The following is an 18,602-nucleotide window of genomic DNA, read 5'->3' on the forward strand; positions in this document are numbered from 1 at the left end:
TATTCAAACATAAACAATTATACTTACAAATAACTAATTTAATGTCAATTAAAAAGCCACAAATTGTGGATTGAATCCAATGCAATTTGTGGCTATAATATTTAATAAAAACATTTACCCCAAAAATGCCTTCAACTCCTCATAAGTCTTAATCTTCACACTAACTTTTTCCTCATTAATAACGCTTTCAATTTGTTCCGGAATAGGAAGTTTAATTCCTAAAGCAGGTTCAACAACATCAAGGAATTTAATAGGATGCGCTGTTTCTAAGAAAATACCAATTGCGTTATCGTGTTTTTGTAATTCTTTTTTCAAACCTAAATAACCAACAGCGCCGTGTGGTTCTGCGATATAACCGTTTTTGCTATAAATATTTTTTAGAGCTTCAAGGGTTTCTTCGTCAGTATAACTATAAGAAGAAAAATCTTTTTCGAAAGCTTTTAAGTCGTTGTTGTATAATTCCTGAATCCTGATAAAATTACTTGGGTTTCCAACGTCCATGGCGTTAGAAATTGTAGCTTTAGAAGGTTTTGGGTCGTATTTTCCGTTTTCTAAGAATCTTGGTACGGTATCGTTTACGTTTGTAGAGGCAACGAAATGTTCAATTGGCAAACCTAATTTTTTTGCCATAATTCCGGCACAGATATTCCCGAAATTTCCACTTGGGCAAGAAAAAATCAACGGTTTGTTTTGGCTTTTCAATGCTTTGTAAGCAAAGAAAAAATAAAACATTTGCGGCAGCCAACGCGCAATATTAATAGAATTTGCCGATGTCAGGTTTTTATGCGCTAAAGTTTCATCTAAAAATGCTTTTTTGACCATATCCTGGCAATCATCAAAAACACCGTCAACTTCCAGGGCTTTAATGTTTTTACCTAAAGTTGTCAATTGTTTTTCCTGAATGTCGCTCACTTTTCCTGACGGATATAAAATCACAACATCAACACCATCAACACCAAGGAATCCGCTGGCAACCGCGCCACCGGTATCTCCCGATGTTGCGACTAAAACCGTGTTTTTACTGTCTTTTTTATCTTTATTAAAATACGCCAGACAACGTGACATAAATCTCGCGCCAACATCTTTAAAAGCCATTGTTGGTCCGTGGAATAATTCTAATGAATAGATTCCGTTTTCAACTTCTACAACCGGAAAATCAAAGACTAAAGTCTCAGCGATAATTTCTCTTAAATGATCCTCAGGAATATCATCGCCCACAAATTGCTGAATCACATCAAAAGCAATATTATGATGCGTCAGATTTTCGATCACATTAAAAAATGCAGGATTTAATGGCGTAATGTTTTGAGGAAAATACAATCCTTTATCACTCGCTAATCCTTGAATTACAGCTTCTTTAAAAGAAACTTCCGGGGCATTATGGTTTAAACTATAGTATTTCATTTTCTAATTTTAGATTTTTAGATTTTAGATTTTATTTTAGAAAAAAGAGAATAGAGCAGAGAAAATAGACTTTTCTTTAACTCAAATTCCAATTTTTTTAATTCCAAATTCCAATGGTTGTTTTTTTTTAACCGCAAAGAACGCAAGGAAATGGTTTCTTTTGAAAACTCAGAGTTCGCAAAGCTTTGTGGTTATTTTTTGTTTTTCAATAATTCATTATTCGGTTTTTTTGTCATTTCGAGGAACGAGAAATCTTCGCAAGTAGATCCGTAAACTAAATCGTCAATCTTTGTCGAGTTGCTCGCGAAGATTTCTCGTTCCTCGAAATGACAAACTGTGTGTGCTATTTTTGTGTGTCATCTTTGTGTGCTATACTTTGCGGACTTCGACTCCGCTCAGTCTGACAAACAGCAATGATTTTTAATTTTTAATTATAAATTTTTAATTGTTTTCAAGAATTCTCACTCCGTCCGGATTAATTTTCGAGACGTGAATTTCATACGGCAAATTCATTTTTTCGTAAACGTCACTCATGGATTTTGCAATTTGATCAGCGGTTTCTTTTCCTCTGCTTAAAGCAAAAATCGATGGACCGGAACCTGAAATTCCGGAACCTAAAGCGCCGTTTTCAAGAGCTGTTTTTTTGATTAAATCAAAACCCGGAATCAAAACACTTCGTAAAGGTTCAACGATTTCGTCATGAAGCGATCTTCCAATCAAATCATAATCTTTAGTGTATAAACCGGCGATTAATCCGCCTACGTTTCCCCATTGCATAATCGCGCTTTTCAGGGAAACGGTTTGTTTTAATACCGAACGTGCATCAGAAGTTTTTAACTCAATTTGAGGATGAACCACCGTTGCAAACAATTCCTCCGGACTATCAATGCGGATAATATCAAGCGGAGCATAACTTCTTACCAAAGTAAAACCTCCCAAAAGGGCAGGAGCAACGTTGTCAGCATGCGCGTTTCCGCTGGCTAATTTCTCGCCTTGCATCGCAAATTGCACCAAGTCTTTACGGGAATATGGTTTTCCTAATAGTTCATTAATCCCAAAAACCGCTCCGGCAGAACTTGCGGCACTGCTTCCAATTCCGCTTCCGGCTTTTATGTTTTTATATATTTCAATTTCGAATCCAAAATCAATCGGATTAAAATCTCTTTCATAAGCTTCAAGCATCGCAATTGCCGCAACTCCCGAAACATTTTTTTCGGTTTCCGTAGGTAAATCAGCACCCACAATTTTTGTGATTCTAACGCCTTTTTGATCGACTTTTCGAACAATCATTTCATCACCCGCATTGTCTAAGCAAAGTCCAAGTACGTCAAATCCGCATGAGAGATTTGCAATTGTAGCCGGGCAAAATAGTTTTATTTCTGTCATTTGTTATAGGTTCAAAGTGGCAAAGGCTCAGAGGTTCAAAGGTTTTGCCAATCATTATTTTTATTTTAGGTTCAAAGCGACAAAGGTTCAAAGCGACAAAGGAAAAAACCTTTGAACCTTTGTACCTATGTGCCTTTGCACCTTACTAAACGTTTCCAATGCGAATTACATCCGCAAAAATTCCTGATGCTGTTACTGCAGCTCCGGCACCGGCGCCTTTGATCAATAAAGGCTGATCTACGTAACGATCTGTGTAGAAAAGGACGATATTGTCTTTTCCTTCAAGATTGTAAAACGGATGATCTTTTGGGATGAATTGTAATCCTACGCTTGCTTTTCCGTTTTCGAATTTGGCTACGTATTTTAATCTTGAATCTTTGGCTAAAGCTTCTTTGTAAATGTTTTCAAAATGTGGCGCGTGTTTGATTAACGAAGCAAAAAAGTCTTCATTGTTTGTTGTCGCTAAACATTCGGCTGGCAGGAATGACTCATTTTCAATTGCTTCAATATCCATTTCATAACCGCTTTCACGAATTAAAATCAGGATTTTGCGGGCAACATCAACTCCGCTTAAGTCAATTTTTGGGTCCGGTTCTGTAAATCCCTGAACTCCGGCTTCTTTTACAACATCGTGAAAAGAATTATTATCGTCAAAATTATTGAAAATAAAGTTCAGACTTCCTGATAAAACTGCCTGGATTTTATGTACTTCGTCGCCGGAAGCAATTAGGTTTTTTACTGTATCTATAATTGGTAATCCTGCGCCAACATTGGTTTCAAACAAAAATGGAGCATTATATTGACGGGATAAGTTTTTTAGTTTTTTATAATTGTCGTAAGCAGATGAACACGCAATTTTATTACAGGTTACAACCGCAATACTTTCTTTTAAGAATTTTTCATAAGTTTCGGCAACACTTGAATTTGCTGTAATGTCAACAAAAATACTATTACGTAAATTCAGTTCTTTGGCACGCGCAATAAATTCTGTTGGAATAGCATGTTCGCCTTTGTCTAAAGTTTCTTTCCAATCTTTTAAAGAAATTCCTTCTTCGTCAAAAAGCATTTTTCTGGAGTTTGACAGCGCGATTACACGAACGTTTATTTTTAAATTATCTTTTAAGAATTTCTTCTGATTGTGAATTTGTTCGATGAATTTTTCACCTACATTTCCAACTCCCATTACAAATAAGTTCAGCTGTTTTGTGTTTTCCTCAAAGAAGTTTTCGTGTAAAGTATTCAATGCTTTTTTAACGTCTCTTTCGTTGATAACAGTCGAGATATTACGTTCAGATGCACCTTGCGCAATGGCACGAATATTTACGTTGTTTTTTCCTAAAGTACTAAACATTCTACCGCTTAAACCCTGGTGATTTTTCATATTTTCACCAACAAGGGCAATAATGCAAAGATCTTTCTCAACAATCGCGGGATCAATTTTGTTTTGAAGAATTTCTACTTCAAAAGCTTTATTAATGGCATTTTCGGCATTTTCAGCATCCGAATTTAAAATTCCGATACAAATTGAATGCTCAGAAGAAGCCTGAGTAATAAAAATAACGTTGATTTTTTCCTGTGACAATACTTCAAACAAACGTTTTGATGAACCCGAAACTCCAATCATTCCCGGACCTTCAAGAGTGACCAGCGAAATATTATCGATATGGCTGATTCCTTTTACAACAGTATCTTTTGAGGAAACATGATTTGAAATTAAAGTTCCTTCGGCTTCCGGCTCAAAAGTATTTTTGATTAAAATGGGAATATTTTTTCTTAAAACAGGCTGAATCGTTGGCGGATACAGCACTTTTGCACCAAAATGCGATAATTCCATCGCTTCCTGATATGATATTGTAGCAATTGGCTGTGCTTGTTTTACAATTTTTGGGTTGGCAGTAAACATTCCGTTTACATCAGTCCAGATTTCAAGTTGTTCGGCTTCAAGTGCTCCGGCAATAATTGCTGCAGTATAATCAGAACCTCCACGACCTAAAGTAGTGGTGATTCCGTCAGTAGTTTGTGATATAAATCCAGGTAAAATATTTATTTTCGATTTATTTTCGTCAAAATATTCTTTTATTAATTGGTTTGACACTTCAAAGTTTACAAGTGCTTTTCCAAAATTATTATTGGTTTTTATTATTTCGCGGCTGTCTTTATAAACAACACTTTTATCAATTTGCTGATAGGCCTGAGCGATAATATAGGATGAAAGTAATTCGCCAAAACTTAAAATTGTATCAGCAGTTCTTGGTGATAATTCGCCCAATAAAAAGCAGCCATCTAACAATGTTTCAAGATGGTTAATGATTCTTTTTATATGACTTAATAAGCTGCTTTGTTCACTTACAGGAATTAATTCTTTTAATGTATCAAGGTGTTTTTTCTCAATTTCGGCAACGATATCTCTAAAGCTTTCGTCGTTTGCTGCCGCTTTTGCTGCTGCTGATTGTAGTAAATCTGTCACTTTGCTTAACGCCGAAACAACAACAACTAATTTATCCTGTTGAGAATTCTGGTTTATAATTTCAAGAACAAGTTTTATATTTTGAGCATTGGCAACCGAAGTTCCGCCAAATTTTAATACTTTCATTTTTATGTTTTTTAATAAGGTGCAAAGATTTTGAGTAACAACGTTTCAAAGGTTATCACCTGTGAACTGAAACTGAAAACCGTGACTATTTTTTTTCTTTATAGATGTTTTTTATGTATCCAAAGCCTTTCTTCTTTCAGGAAAAAAAGTATAGATAACCAGGATTATATGTAAAATGTATACCCCTAAGGGGTAGTAGTTGTTGTAGTAGAAATTGTTGTAGCAGTTATTGCAACTCTTGTTTGAGTTGATATCGAAGATTGATATTTTACGCTGTTACTTTTCATTTTGGTTTTTCAAAAGTACAGTTTTTTATAAAAGTTAAAAACTCTAATTTTCTTTTTGCGAATATTTTAATAATTCAATTCCCACCAAAGCAATATTGAGTATTTTGTAAAATTAAATAGTTAAAGATGACGTATTCCTATATTTAGGGCTTTTTATGAAGGTGCTGAAATCGTGACAATGGTAATTTCAATATAAAAATGACTTAAAAACTTAGTGATTTTATCCTATATGGTAAGTAGGAAATATTTTTGAAGCAGAATCTTAAAAATTTATAATTCAATTCTTATAAATTAAAGAGTTGATTTTTTGCCTGATAAGGATTATGAAATAGCTAAAAGTCAGGAATTGGAATTGACTAATTTTTAATTATTATGAACAAATGTTGCTTTTTAATATTGATTTGCTGATTTTTGATGTCTTAAATTAGAGACACCATGAGAGAAATCCATTATATAAGTACTGAAACATTAAGTTTAGAAGCTTTACAAGAAATAATAGTGAATCAAAAAACACTTGAATTATCAGAGGAAGCAAAAGTAAATGTTCAGAAATGCCGTGATTATTTAGATAAAAAAATGGCGTCACATTCTGAACCTATTTATGGAATCAATACAGGATTCGGGTCACTTTGTAATGTGAAAATCTCTAATGAAAATTTATCGCAGCTTCAGGAAAACTTGGTAAAGTCGCATGCTTGCGGAACCGGTGAAGAAGTTCCGTCTGAAATTGTAAAACTAATGTTGTTGCTTAAAATTCAATCATTAAGCTACGGTCATTCAGGAATTCAATTGCAAACGGTAGATCGTTTAATTGATTTTTACAACAATGATATTTTACCTGTTATTTACACTCAGGGTTCATTAGGAGCTTCTGGTGATTTAGCACCTTTGGCACATTTATCTTTACCATTATTAGGTGAAGGTGAAGTTTGGTTTGAAGGAAAAAAAGTAGCTTCGGCAGAAGTTTTAAAACATTTTGGCTGGGAACCAATCGTTTTACAATCAAAAGAAGGTTTGGCATTATTAAACGGAACTCAGTTTATGAGTGCTTACGGAGCGCATATTTTGATAAAAGCGTACAAATATTCGTATTTGGCAGATTTGATCGGGACGATTTCTTTAGAAGGTTTTGACGGAAGAAGCGAACCTTTTAACGAATTGATACATTATATACGTCCGCATAAAGGACAAATTATTACCGCGCAGCGTATTAATGAATTTCTGGAAGGAAGTGAAATTATTGCTCAGGAGAAAAAACACGTTCAGGATCCGTATTCCTTCCGTTGTATGCCACAAGTTCACGGAGCATCAAAAGATGCGATTGATTATGTTCGAAAAGTATTTAAAACAGAGATTAATTCGGTTACCGATAATCCAAATATATTTATTGAAGCAGATCAGATCATTTCAGGAGGAAATTTCCACGGACAGCCTTTGGCTTTAGCCTTAGATTTCATGGCAATTGCTTTGGCTGAATTAGGAAGTATTTCTGAAAGAAGAACCTATCAGCTGATTTCAGGATTGCGTAATCTTCCGGCATTTTTAGTTGATAATCCGGGATTAAATTCCGGATTAATGATTCCACAATATACTGCGGCAAGTATCGCAAGTCAAAACAAACAATTGGCAACTCCGGCAAGTGTAGATAGTATTGTATCAAGTAACGGACAGGAAGATCATGTAAGTATGGGAGCAAACGGAGCTACAAAAGCGTTACGTGTTTTAAATAATTTAGAGCGTATTTTAGCGATAGAATTGTTGAATGCTTCACAGGCAATTGCCTACAGAGAACCTTTGAAATCAAGTGATTTTATTGAGATGTTTTTGAGCAGTTACAGAGAAGTTGTGCCGCTTGTTAAAGAAGACAGGATCTTGCATTATGACATTGAAAACACCGTTGCATTCCTTGATAGTTTCCAAATTGAAAACGATTTGTTAACAATGGCTTAACATTGTAAAGTATTAATGAAGTAATTTTGCGCTATCAAAAATATAAAAATGTCAATAAACAGTATTTTCCAATTTTTAGTGCCGAAAGACAAGAAATTCTTTCCACTTTTTGAAGAAGCTTCAAGCAATTTAATTGAATTAGCTTCTAATTTACACGAAGCTGTAAATCTTCCTTTGAAAGAAAGAGAAGTTCTTTTTCAGAAAATTGACGAATTAGAGCAAAAAGGAGAAGACATTACCCGTCAAACCAATCTTGAATTGAGTAGAAATTTCATTACTCCGTTTGACAGAGAGGATATTCACACATTGATTACTTCTATTGATAACGTTGCAGATTATTTGCACGGAGCAGCAAGCAGAATGAGATTGTATCAGGTTGATAAGATCACAAAATCAATCAGAAAAATGACTGAAATCAATCTTGAAGCTTGTCAAAATATTGATAGTGCTGTAAAAGAATTGAGAAATTTAAAGAATTTCAAAGTTATTAAAGACGCTTGTGCGAGAATTAATAAATTAGAAAACAAGTCAGATAACGTTTATAACAAAGCAGTTTTTGAAATTTTTGAAAACGAAACAGACGCTAAAAATATTATTAAATATAAAGAGGTGTTATCTGTTTTAGAATCAGCAACAGATAAATGTAAGAGTGTTGCAAACATACTGGAATCTATTTCTGTAAAACATTCTTAAATTCAATTTATTTCATTCTGAAGTTATAATTTATGACGCTACTTATAATTATTATAGTATTAGCCTTAATTTTTGATTACATCAATGGTTTTCATGATGCGGCAAATGCTATTGCAACAGTTGTTGCTACAAAGGTTTTAACGCCTTTTCAGGCGGTTCTTTGGGCAGCATTTTTTAACTTTTTGGCATATTGGGTTTTCGGTTTTGGTGTTGCAGATACTGTTGCAAAAACAGCAGACACAATGCAGATCGATCTTGTTGTAATTCTTGCCGGTGTTATTGCAGCGATTTGCTGGAATTTATTAACCTGGTGGTTAGGGATTCCGTCAAGTTCATCCCACACTTTAATAGGTGGTTTTGCGGGAGCAGCTATTGCTCATGCAATTGCAGTACACGGTTTTTCAGGTTATGTTGGTGCAGACGGTACAACACATTATTGGTATCAAATAGTCAGTTGGTACAAAGCAGGAAAAGATGGCGGAATGCCTTCAGGAGTTCTTATTATTATTGCTTTTATAGTTTTAGCACCTTTATTAGGAGCATTTGCATCATATTTAATTTCAATCTGGTTATTAAACGCATCTCGAAAAAGTATTTATCCTAAAATATTCACAGTCGCTTTAATGATTGGTACCATATGGCTTGTAAGTAGTCTAATGATTCCTTATGAAGAGATTGTAAAAGATGGACATAAACCGCGTTTTATATCTTCTGTTTTTTGGAGTGTTGCTTTTGAACCTCATAATATTAAATGGTTTTTAGTTGCTTTTATCATCTTAACAGTAAGTGCTTTTTGTTTGATATTTAGCAGCTTAAATCTTCATCAGGCAGATGCGGCTTTGAAAAAAATGCAATTATTGTCTTCTGCTGCTTTCAGTTTAGGACATGGTGGAAATGATTCTCAAAAAGTAATGGGTATTATTGCTGCTGCTGTAGCGGTTTATATTCATGCAAATCCGGGTATTCATATGGATTCCTGGTTAGATGTTGTACTTCCTTCAGATAGCGGTGAGTTTAAAATGCCAGCTTGGATTCCGTTAGCGTGTTATTCTGCAATTGCTGCGGGAACTTTAAGTGGTGGTTGGAAAATTGTGAAAACAATGGGTTCTAAAATCACAAAAGTAACTTCATTTGAAGGTGTTGCTGCTGAAACTGCCGGTGCTTTGACACTTTATTTTACAGAGCATTTAAAAATTCCGGTAAGTACAACACATACAATTACAGGTTCTATCATTGGGGTTGGATTAACAAAACGTGTTTCAGCCGTTCGTTGGGGAGTTACTGTAAGTTTAATTTGGGCGTGGATATTAACGATTCCTATTTCAGCTCTTTTAGCAGGAATTGTTTATTTTCTGTTAAGTGTTTTTATTAAATAGTAAAATGATATTTGTAGAATGTGAGAATTAAAATTGCATTTTTAAAACATATAAAAAAGCCAGTTTCTTTATTGAAACTGGCTTTTTTGCTGGATGATATTTATTGTTTTAAAATGATAATGTATTTATATTTACATTGAAATAATGAGAAATCAAGCTTAAAATGGAGGGAATAAATCAAATAGAAAGAATTAAAAAGAAGTTAATTATTGCAAAAAATAATGATACAGATTTACAGGTATTTGGCGCAGAAAGTCACCAATATATTTTAGGCGAACCAGTAAATAAAGATCAAATTTCAGAATTTGAAAAAGAATATGATTTAGAACTTCCGGAATCTTATAAAGCATTTTTATTACGCATTGGGAATGGTGGAATTTCATTCGGAAATTCTGCCGCCGGACCTTCTTACGGAATTTATCCTTTAGGTAAAAATGTAGATGAATTTATTTCTGAAAATACAAAAGAATATCTAAAACAAGATTGTAGGTTGCACCCAAAAATGACAAATGAATTTTGGGCAGAACTGACAAAAAATATTGATGACAATGACGATATATCTGAGGAAGATTTTGATGTTGAATTTGCGAAAATATTTTCAGGATTATTACCTATTGGTACTCAGGGTTGTTCTTATTATCATGCACTTGTTTTAAATGGAGAATTTAAAGGAAAAATTGTAAATGTTGATATGGACATTCAAAAACCGTATTTTGCTTTTGAATCCAATTTTTTAGAGTGGTATGAAAGATGGCTTGACGAAATCATTCCGGAAAATATACAGATGCTTGAGCCTGATTTATTTGAATATACATTAGGGGGAACGTCAAATTATATTTTAGAAGTATATTTTTCTACCAATGAAAATGACACTAAAATCGAATGTTTGAATGGGATCTTAAAAAAGGAACAACTTGATTTAGAAACTTTGGATATTCTGGAGGAACAATATAAATTAAGTGTTGATGAAATTCAAAAAATAGTACTTCAAATACTTACTAAGTTTGATTATGAAAGAGCTTTTCCTTATTTAAATGATTTTACGCAAAAGAATTTATTGGCGGTTTTTCAGTTTGTGTTTTGGTACGCAAAAGACAAAAGTTCAGATTGGCTGGATTTTATTAAGAACAATGTTGAAAGAATAAGTGATATCGAAACTTTTCGATTTTGCACTTATTTGTTAAAAGAAATGAATCTTGATTACGGTGATATTATTGTTCCTTATACTTTAAAAAAAGAGGAAGAAATAAGAGTGAATGCTTATTATTCGCTTGGTCAATTAGAGAATAAAAGTAATTATATCACAACATTTATTAATGGGTTAGGAGATGATTCAAATAGAGTTATTCACACCGTATTGCAAGCCTTAGACGGAGTAGAAGATCAAAGGCTTTTAGAGCATTATAAGTTTATAGCCGAAAAATTTCCAAAAGAACAGGATTACATTCTCGTAAATCTAAATCACAGACTTAAATCTTTTGGTTTAAATAATAATACTATAAAGAAAATCAAAATTTGATTATAGCGATATATAGCAATTTACGAAATAAAAAAGCTAGTTTCAAATATTGAAACTAGCTTTTTTATTGGATTAAATTTTTGAATTATTCTTTAGTGAACAAATAATCTTTTCCGCCTTGTTTTAAAATCATTTCTTTTTTATCATTATAAAACTGAAGCACAACGCCTGCAGCGTCAAATTTGAAGATATTAACAGCAGTAGCTTCCAGCGGGAAAGAAGGCTGCCCTGTTGCCTGAGCGATCATTACATTGTCCTTTTTAGAAATGGTTATTTTTATTGGGATTTGTAAACTTGCATATGTTCCTAAATAAGAATCTAAGGTTTCAGGAGCAACAGTAAAATTGCTAAAAGCAGGTAATGCAAAAGGCTTATTGAAATAAGAACTTAAAGCGCATTGTAAGATATTATTATTGTCGTAACCCATTGCTCCGTTTGAGGTGATAGCTATTGCTAGTTTTTCAGTTGGAAAATAGTTTAAAACTGATCTAAAACCGTCAATTCCTCCATTGTGACCATAAGCTTTTCTTTCGAAAGAAGTATACTCAAAAATCCCCATTCCGTATTTGTCTTTTATAGTTTTCATTTGATTTAAATGTTCAATTGAAATAATTTTACCCGCAAAAAGACTTTCGATAAATGAATTTAAATCAGTTGGGTTGGAAACTATGGCTCCGGCACCAAGCGGAATCGACATATCAGTTTCTTTTTCATTCTCCCATTTCCCTGTTAAGCTATAAGAAAAGGATTCGTTGTTTTGTAAATTTATTTTACCTCCTAAATAAGTGTTTTTTAATTTTAGAGGCTTAACGATTTGTTGATTTAAAATATCGCCATAAGGTTTTTTATAAATGTCTTCCAGAATATAGGATAATAAAATATAGTTAGAATTGCTGTATTGACCTTTTGTGTCAGGTTCAAAAGTTACAGCTCCGGCAGCAATTCTTTCAATCATTTTAGCTCTTGACTGATATTCTGTATTCCATTTTAAATAATCAGTATCACTTGTAAAGTCATAAACTCCGCTTCTGTGGTTTAATAAATTGCTAATTGTAATGGTTTTTGCATTTTTTAGTGTTGGAAAATATTTGTCAATAGTTTCGTTTAAATTGATTTTTTTCTCTTCAACAGCTTTAAAAATAAGCGATGCAGTAAAAGTTTTAGAAATAGAACCAATCCTGTATTTTGTATTTACGCTTGATTTTTTTGAAGTGCTAATATCATCAAAACCAATTGATTTTGTGTAGATCGTTTTTCCATTTTCAGATATGGCGATGCTTCCCATGAATTTATTATTCTTTTCTAAAAGAAGAAATAAACTGTCTAATCTTTGAGGATTAAAATTTTGACTGAACCCGCTCGCAGTGATAAGGGCTAATAAACTGGCAATAATAATTTTTTTCATGATAAGGTTTTTTGATTGATTGATTTTTTGAATTTTAATAATAGGGTGATTAGAAAATAAAATAATACGATTGAAAGTAACATGACAGGAATAAACCAATTGCCCAGAATTTCTATAGTTTCTTTCTTTAGCTGACTTTCAGGATTCACTATTCCGAGTATAAATACAGAATAAGAATGGGGTTTAATATGCAATCCAACAAGTGACGGATAGAATATTTTGGCAAAAATCAGGAAGACAAAACCAAAAAGGAAAAGGTATAAAACAAAGAAAAATACATACGAAACGCCATTAGTGAAATTTAATATCAATGCTTTGAAAACATGAACAGGATTAAATGTTTTTGTTGCCTGTTCCAGTTTTTTATCCGCGATAAGAGGTTTTAAAACTTCCTCAGGAATTCCTAATTTCTCGATAATATCTAAAAGCGAATCTATTTCGTTCGTGTTATTTCTATGTTGAATAGATTCATAAATATGGCTGTTGAATTCCATATAAATATCATCCTGATTGATTTTTGATAACGATGAAGTTACTTTTTTAACGCGCTTCATGTAATCATTATAAATTCTCTGCGAAGCTTTTTGTTCGAATTTGATGTCTTCTATTTTCATTGAATGATTTTTTTGATTGATTTTTCCAGATTCTCCCAGTAGATATTCATCTGACTTAAAGTTTCGATTCCGGCTTCGGTTAATGCATAATATTTTCGGGGAATTCCTGTTTCTTGTTCGACCCATTTTGAATCAACAAGTTCTTCAGTTTTTAGCCGGTTCATCAAAGGATAAAGAGTTCCTTCAGCGATTTCTATTTCGGTATGTTTCCTTATTTGTTCTATAAGTTCATAACCATAGTACTCATTATTTTTGAGTACGTTCAGGATAATGAAAGTTAGTGTACCTTTCTTTACCTGTGATTTCCAATTTGTTACAAATGTTTCATTCATTTGGTAAATGTATAACAAAATACATAGTATAACAAAGTATATAGCTATAATTTTTTATATCTAAAGCATTTTTGTTTGATTATCAGTTCTTTAGATGCGTTTTGAGTTATTTTCTGAAATTTTTATGATTATGTTTTCGCTTGTAATGGGTTTGTTTGAGGTGTTTTTTATCTTCAGAAATAACACTAATTGTACCGTCAATTTCTAACATACAAAGCTTTACATCAGTAAAATGTTCTAAACCATGTTCACGCATCGCTTCTTTTAATTCATCGTGCGAAATGTCTAATTTGCTTAAAGCGTCAAAATCCAGTTTTCCGTCGTGAATTAAAATTTCAGGTTTGTCTAAAAGTAAATCGTTAAGGATTTTGTATTTATGTGTCAGCTTTTTGATTACAAAGTTGATTATAAATAGAACCAAAGCAGCGACTAAACCTCCCCACAGACTTGTGTCAGGTCCAACCATGGCATTTTGTACCGAGTTACTAATTAATAGAATTAAGATAATGTCGGCAGTATTTAATTGCGAAAGTTCTTTTTTGCCGAAGATTCTCAACGCAATTGTCATGAAAAAATAAACTGCCGCACTTCTTAAAATAATATCTAAATAAGGAAACACCATATTTTTAAGGTTTAGATTTAAAAAAAGCTTTGTCAAAGTTTCAAAACTTTGACAAAGCTGCTAAATTAATTTTCAGACATTAAGTCTAAATGAATAATAGTATAGAATGAGAAATTAAGACAGCTTAAAATTCTTCTCGATTGCTCTGATCATTTCTCCGGCAATATCTTTATTTGTTGCGCCTTCAATTCCTTCAAGTCCCGGAGAAGAGTTCACTTCAAGTAATAATGGACCTTTTGAAGAACGAATAATATCAACTCCCGCAACTTTTAAGTCCATTGCTTTTGCTGCCTTTATAGCGATTCTTTTTTCTTCGGCAGTAACTTTTATCACAGATGCTGTTCCTCCAAGGTGAATGTTTGCCCTGAATTCTCCGGGCATTGCTTCACGCTGAATTGCAGCAACTACTTTTCCGTCAATTACAAAACAACGAATATCTTTTCCGTTTGCTTCTTTGATAAATTCCTGAACCAGAATGTTTGCATTTAAACTTTTAAAAGCGTTGATAACACTTTCTGCGGCTTTTTTGGTTTCGGCTAAAACAACACCTTTTCCTTGCGTTCCTTCCAGTAATTTTACGATTAAAGGCGAGCCTCCAACCATTTTGATCAAATTATCAGTATCCAAAGGAGAATTAGCAAAACCAGTTGTTGGAATATCAATTCCGCTATTCAAAAGCAATTGTAATGAATATAATTTATCCCGCGATTGCGTTATGGCGGAAGCCGAGTTTAAAACGAAAACTTTTAAAGCTTCGAACTGACGCGTTAATGCACAACCGTAAAAAGTAATACTTGGTCGGATTCTTGGAATAATCGCATCAAATTGATTTAGGATTTTTCCACCTCGATAATGAATTTCCGGTGTTTTTGCATCCAGTTTCATGTAACATTCCTTGATGTTCAAAAAATGCATTTCATGACCGCGCATTTCACCCGCTTCCATGATTCTTTTGTTGCTGTACAATTCAGGATTACTGGCTAAAAGTCCAATTCGCAAACCTGAAGTTGCTTTTTCTGAATTTTGGTATAATTCTTTTAATGCTTCTGCAGAAGGTTGTCCTAACATGTATTTTTCTTCAGGATCAACTAATACACGTCCGCTCATAGCTTCACGACCTAAAAGCATTCTGAAACCCATTGAGTCACGATTGGTCAAAGTCATTTCAATTGGCCATTTTACATCGCCAAGTTTTATGCTGGTCTGGATTACATAGCGATGTTCTCTAAAACCGCTTGAACTTTTTACAATTCTTTTATCAACCAACGGAGCTTCGCAATGAATGATGGTTTTAATATTATTCTGAATTGGATTAATATCAAATTTCACCCAATTGGCATCATTTTTTATAAAAGGAGCTATGTTTATAGCGTGCATTGCCGAAGTTTTAGCACCAGAATCAACACGAGCTTTGATTGTTGGGATTCCTAGTTCTGGAAATGCGCACCATTCTTCACTACCTAAAATGACTTTGTTTTGAAGCATACGTAATTATTTTTTTATAGAATTTAATAGCCAAAAATAGCTATTTGCTTTTACTAAAGGTAGTAATTTATCTAAAAAAAATACCCGTTATGTTATGAAAACGTAACGGGTAAATTAAATTTGTTATAAACGTAAACTACTTTATTGATTTGTTGGTTCTTCGGCTTTGTGTATTTCTACCGAAAGTTCCTGAGAATCATCATCTTTCAGATCCATTAAGATTTCATCACCTGAATGTATTTTTGAGGTTATGATTTCTTCGGCTAACAAATCTTCAACATATTTTTGAATCGCTCTTTTTAGAGGTCTTGCACCAAATTGTCTGTCGAAACCTTTCTCTGCAATAAAAGCTTTTGCTTTATCAGTAAGTTTTAATTTGTATCCTAATTCAGAAACGCGGGAATACAGTTTTGCAAGTTCGATTTCGATAATCAAATCAATATCATGTTTCTCTAATGCGTTGAATACGATTACATCATCAATTCTGTTTAAGAACTCAGGAGCAAAAGTTTTCTTCAATGCGTTTTCGATAATACTTTTTGAGTTTTCATCGGCCTGAGCCACTTTTGCAGCAGTTCCAAATCCTACACCTTGTCCAAAATCTTTTAACTGACGTGCTCCAACATTTGATGTCATGATAATAATCGTGTTTTTAAAGTCGATTTTGCGACCTAAACTATCAGTCAAATATCCATCATCAAGAACCTGAAGCATCATGTTAAATACATCAGGATGCGCTTTTTCAATCTCATCTAAAAGTACTACGCAATATGGTTTTCTGCGGACTTTTTCAGTCAATTGTCCACCTTCTTCATATCCTACATATCCCGGAGGCGCTCCAACTAAACGAGAGATCGCAAATTTCTCCATGTATTCGCTCATGTCAATACGAACTAACGCATCTTCAGAATCAAATAATTCTTTTGCTAAAACCTTTGCTAATTGTGTTTTACCAACTCCGGTCTGACCTAAGAAAATAAACGAACCAATTGGTTTGTTAGGATCTTTAAGTCCGGCTCTGTTACGTTGGATCGAACGTGCAATTTTTAAAACTGCTTCGTTTTGACCAATTACTTTGTTCTGAATTAATTCAGGTAATTTGGCTAATTTATTACTTTCTGTTTGTGCAATTCTGTTCACTGGAATTCCGGTCATCATAGACACAACATCGGCTACATTATCTTCTGTAACTTCAATTCTGTTGTTTTTAGAATCTTCTTCCCATTGTTCTTGTGCAACAGCCAGATCTTTTTCAATACGTTTTTCGTCATCACGAAGTTTGGCAGCCTCTTCATATTTTTGTTTTTTGACTACCATGTTTTTGTTTTCACGCACTTCTTCTAACTGGCGTTCTAAATCAAGAATTTGTTTAGGAACATCAATATTGGTAATGTGTACGCGAGAACCTGCTTCGTCAAGAGCATCAATAGCTTTGTCCGGTAAAAAACGCTCAGACATATATCTGTTTGTTAATTTAACACAAGCTTCAATGGCTTCCTGAGTATACGTTACATTGTGGTGATCTTCATATTTGTCTTTAATGTTGTTCAAAATAGCAATAGTTTCTTCAACAGATGTTGGTTCAACAATTACTTTTTGGAAACGTCTTTCAAGCGCACCGTCTTTCTCAATATATTGTCTGTATTCGTCAAGAGTGGTAGCACCAATACATTGGATTTCACCTCTTGCTAATGCAGGTTTGAACATGTTTGAAGCATCAAGAGAACCTGTTGCTCCGCCAGCACCTACAATAGTGTGAATTTCATCAATGAAAAGAATGATGTCGTCGTTTTTCTCCAGCTCATTCATAACGGCTTTCATTCTTTCTTCAAACTGACCACGGTATTTTGTTCCTGCTACTAAACTGGCAAGATCAAGAGTAACTACACGCTTGTTGAAAAGAATACGAGAAACTTTTTTCTGGATAATACGCAGTGCAAGTCCTTCTGCAATAGCAGATTTACCCACACCTGGTTCTCCAATTAAAAGAGGATTGTTCTTTTTTCTACGGCTCAGGATTTGAGAAACACGTTCAATTTCTTTTTCGCGTCCTACCACAGGATCAAGTTTTCCTTCTTCTGCCATTTCTGTTAAATCTCTCCCAAAATTATCTAAAACCGGAGTCTTTGATTTTTTGTTTGACTTATTGGCTGGATTGTTGAAACTACTTTCTTTAAGACTGTCATCTTGTCCTGAATCATCATTATACGATTCGTTTCTTGGTAAGTTTTCTAAGAATTCTTCTTCGTTTGGAGTCATATTTAAATATTGTTCTTTAGCTATGTCATAATCTATTTTTAGCTTATTCAACAGCTTGGTTGTTGGATCGTTTTCGTTTCGTAAGATGCATAAAAGCAGGTGCGCCGTGCTAATTGACGAGCTCTGAAATACTTTAGCTTCAAGAAAGGTTGTCTTCAGTGCTCGTTCCGCCTGTCGCGTAAGATGAAGATTTTTCTTTTCGGCATTTACTTCAACGCTTTGATTGGCCGGACTCAGTATTTCTACCTTCCTGCGTAAATGGTCTAAATCGACTGCAAGGTTATTAAGTATATGAATAGCTTTTCCGTTTCCATCCCTTAAAATGCCTAGCATTAGATGTTCAGTACCAATAAAGTCGTGACCCAAACGTAAGGCTTCCTCTTTACTGTAGGTAATAACATCTTTTACTCTTGGTGAAAAATTATCATCCATAATATATAATTGGTATTGTAAATTTAGTGAATTAGTGTTTGAAAAACAAAAACCATACCCTTAAGGAACTCCTGACAGCTAAGAGACAAAAAAAATAACAATAAAAGCGTTAAAAAACGCTTAATTTATTAACTAAAAGGATAAATAAAGTTGTTAATAAATCATTGAAATTAGTGTAGGTAAATAGCTGAAAAAATTCCAAAAAAACGTATCTTGGCACGCTTTGAAACTAATATAATTATTTA

The 18,602-nt window shown here is 33.6% G+C and carries 13 protein-coding genes; 4 read left to right on the plus strand and 9 right to left on the minus strand.

Features of this window, described 5'->3' with window-relative positions; all coding sequences use genetic code 11:
* Positions 1–114: 114 nt before the first annotated feature.
* The 3 genes from thrC to thrA form a co-directional block, all read right to left on the minus strand.
* The gene (gene thrC, locus ACHRVX_RS02750; protein WP_395328866.1) at positions 115–1,404 is read right to left on the minus strand and encodes a threonine synthase; all 1,290 of its coding nucleotides are present in this window, start codon (positions 1,402–1,404) and stop codon (positions 115–117) included.
* Between the two features lie 441 nt (positions 1,405–1,845).
* Complete coding sequence (locus ACHRVX_RS02755) at positions 1,846–2,790, minus strand: homoserine kinase (protein ID WP_395328869.1); 945 nt, start codon at positions 2,788–2,790, stop codon at positions 1,846–1,848.
* Between the two features lie 145 nt (positions 2,791–2,935).
* Positions 2,936–5,383, minus strand: a complete 2,448-nt coding sequence (thrA, locus tag ACHRVX_RS02760; RefSeq protein WP_395328872.1) for a bifunctional aspartate kinase/homoserine dehydrogenase I — start codon at positions 5,381–5,383, stop codon at positions 2,936–2,938.
* Positions 5,384–6,105: 722 nt separating this feature from the next.
* Between thrA and hutH the strand changes: the two genes are divergently transcribed.
* The 4 genes from hutH to ACHRVX_RS02780 all read left to right on the plus strand — a co-directional run bounded on the left by hutH (position 6,106) and on the right by ACHRVX_RS02780 (position 11,208).
* A complete protein-coding gene (hutH, locus tag ACHRVX_RS02765; protein WP_395328875.1) occupies positions 6,106–7,620 on the plus strand; it encodes a histidine ammonia-lyase in 1,515 nt (504 codons plus the stop codon).
* 48 nt (positions 7,621–7,668) lie between these two features.
* On the plus strand, positions 7,669–8,313 hold the full coding sequence (locus tag ACHRVX_RS02770) for a DUF47 domain-containing protein (protein ID WP_007810732.1): 645 nt from the start codon (positions 7,669–7,671) through the stop codon (positions 8,311–8,313).
* Between the two features lie 32 nt (positions 8,314–8,345).
* Positions 8,346–9,689, plus strand: coding sequence for an anion permease (locus ACHRVX_RS02775; protein WP_395328879.1), 1,344 nt, complete (start codon positions 8,346–8,348; stop codon positions 9,687–9,689).
* Positions 9,690–9,852: 163 nt separating this feature from the next.
* Positions 9,853–11,208, plus strand: a complete 1,356-nt coding sequence (locus tag ACHRVX_RS02780; protein WP_395328881.1) for an SMI1/KNR4 family protein — start codon at positions 9,853–9,855, stop codon at positions 11,206–11,208.
* A gap of 85 nt (positions 11,209–11,293) precedes the next feature.
* Here the strand turns inward: ACHRVX_RS02780 and ACHRVX_RS02785 are convergent, their stop codons facing one another.
* The 6 genes from ACHRVX_RS02785 to ACHRVX_RS02810 all read right to left on the minus strand — a co-directional run bounded on the left by ACHRVX_RS02785 (position 11,294) and on the right by ACHRVX_RS02810 (position 18,357).
* Positions 11,294–12,613: a serine hydrolase domain-containing protein gene (locus tag ACHRVX_RS02785; protein ID WP_395328884.1), complete on the minus strand. Its 1,320-nt coding sequence runs from the start codon at positions 12,611–12,613 to the stop codon at positions 11,294–11,296.
* Positions 12,610–13,227: a hypothetical protein gene (locus ACHRVX_RS02790; protein WP_395328887.1), complete on the minus strand. Its 618-nt coding sequence runs from the start codon at positions 13,225–13,227 to the stop codon at positions 12,610–12,612. The genes ACHRVX_RS02785 and ACHRVX_RS02790 overlap by 4 nt, the downstream gene beginning before the upstream one ends.
* Positions 13,224–13,559: a PadR family transcriptional regulator gene (locus tag ACHRVX_RS02795; protein WP_395328890.1), complete on the minus strand. Its 336-nt coding sequence runs from the start codon at positions 13,557–13,559 to the stop codon at positions 13,224–13,226. Before ACHRVX_RS02795 ends, ACHRVX_RS02790 begins: the two co-directional genes overlap by 4 nt.
* A 106-nt stretch (positions 13,560–13,665) precedes the next feature.
* Positions 13,666–14,181 (minus strand): DUF421 domain-containing protein, encoded by a 516-nt coding sequence (locus tag ACHRVX_RS02800; protein ID WP_395328893.1) that lies wholly within the window; start codon positions 14,179–14,181, stop codon positions 13,666–13,668.
* 114 nt (positions 14,182–14,295) lie between these two features.
* Positions 14,296–15,666: a 30S ribosomal protein S6--L-glutamate ligase gene (gene rimK, locus ACHRVX_RS02805; RefSeq protein ID WP_395328895.1), complete on the minus strand. Its 1,371-nt coding sequence runs from the start codon at positions 15,664–15,666 to the stop codon at positions 14,296–14,298.
* A gap of 141 nt (positions 15,667–15,807) precedes the next feature.
* Positions 15,808–18,357 (minus strand): ATP-dependent Clp protease ATP-binding subunit, encoded by a 2,550-nt coding sequence (locus ACHRVX_RS02810; protein WP_395328898.1) that lies wholly within the window; start codon positions 18,355–18,357, stop codon positions 15,808–15,810.
* Between the last annotated feature and the right edge of the window lie 245 nt (positions 18,358–18,602).

The organism is Flavobacterium sp. FlaQc-47, from assembly GCF_044006475.1.
Taxonomy (GTDB): domain Bacteria; phylum Bacteroidota; class Bacteroidia; order Flavobacteriales; family Flavobacteriaceae; genus Flavobacterium.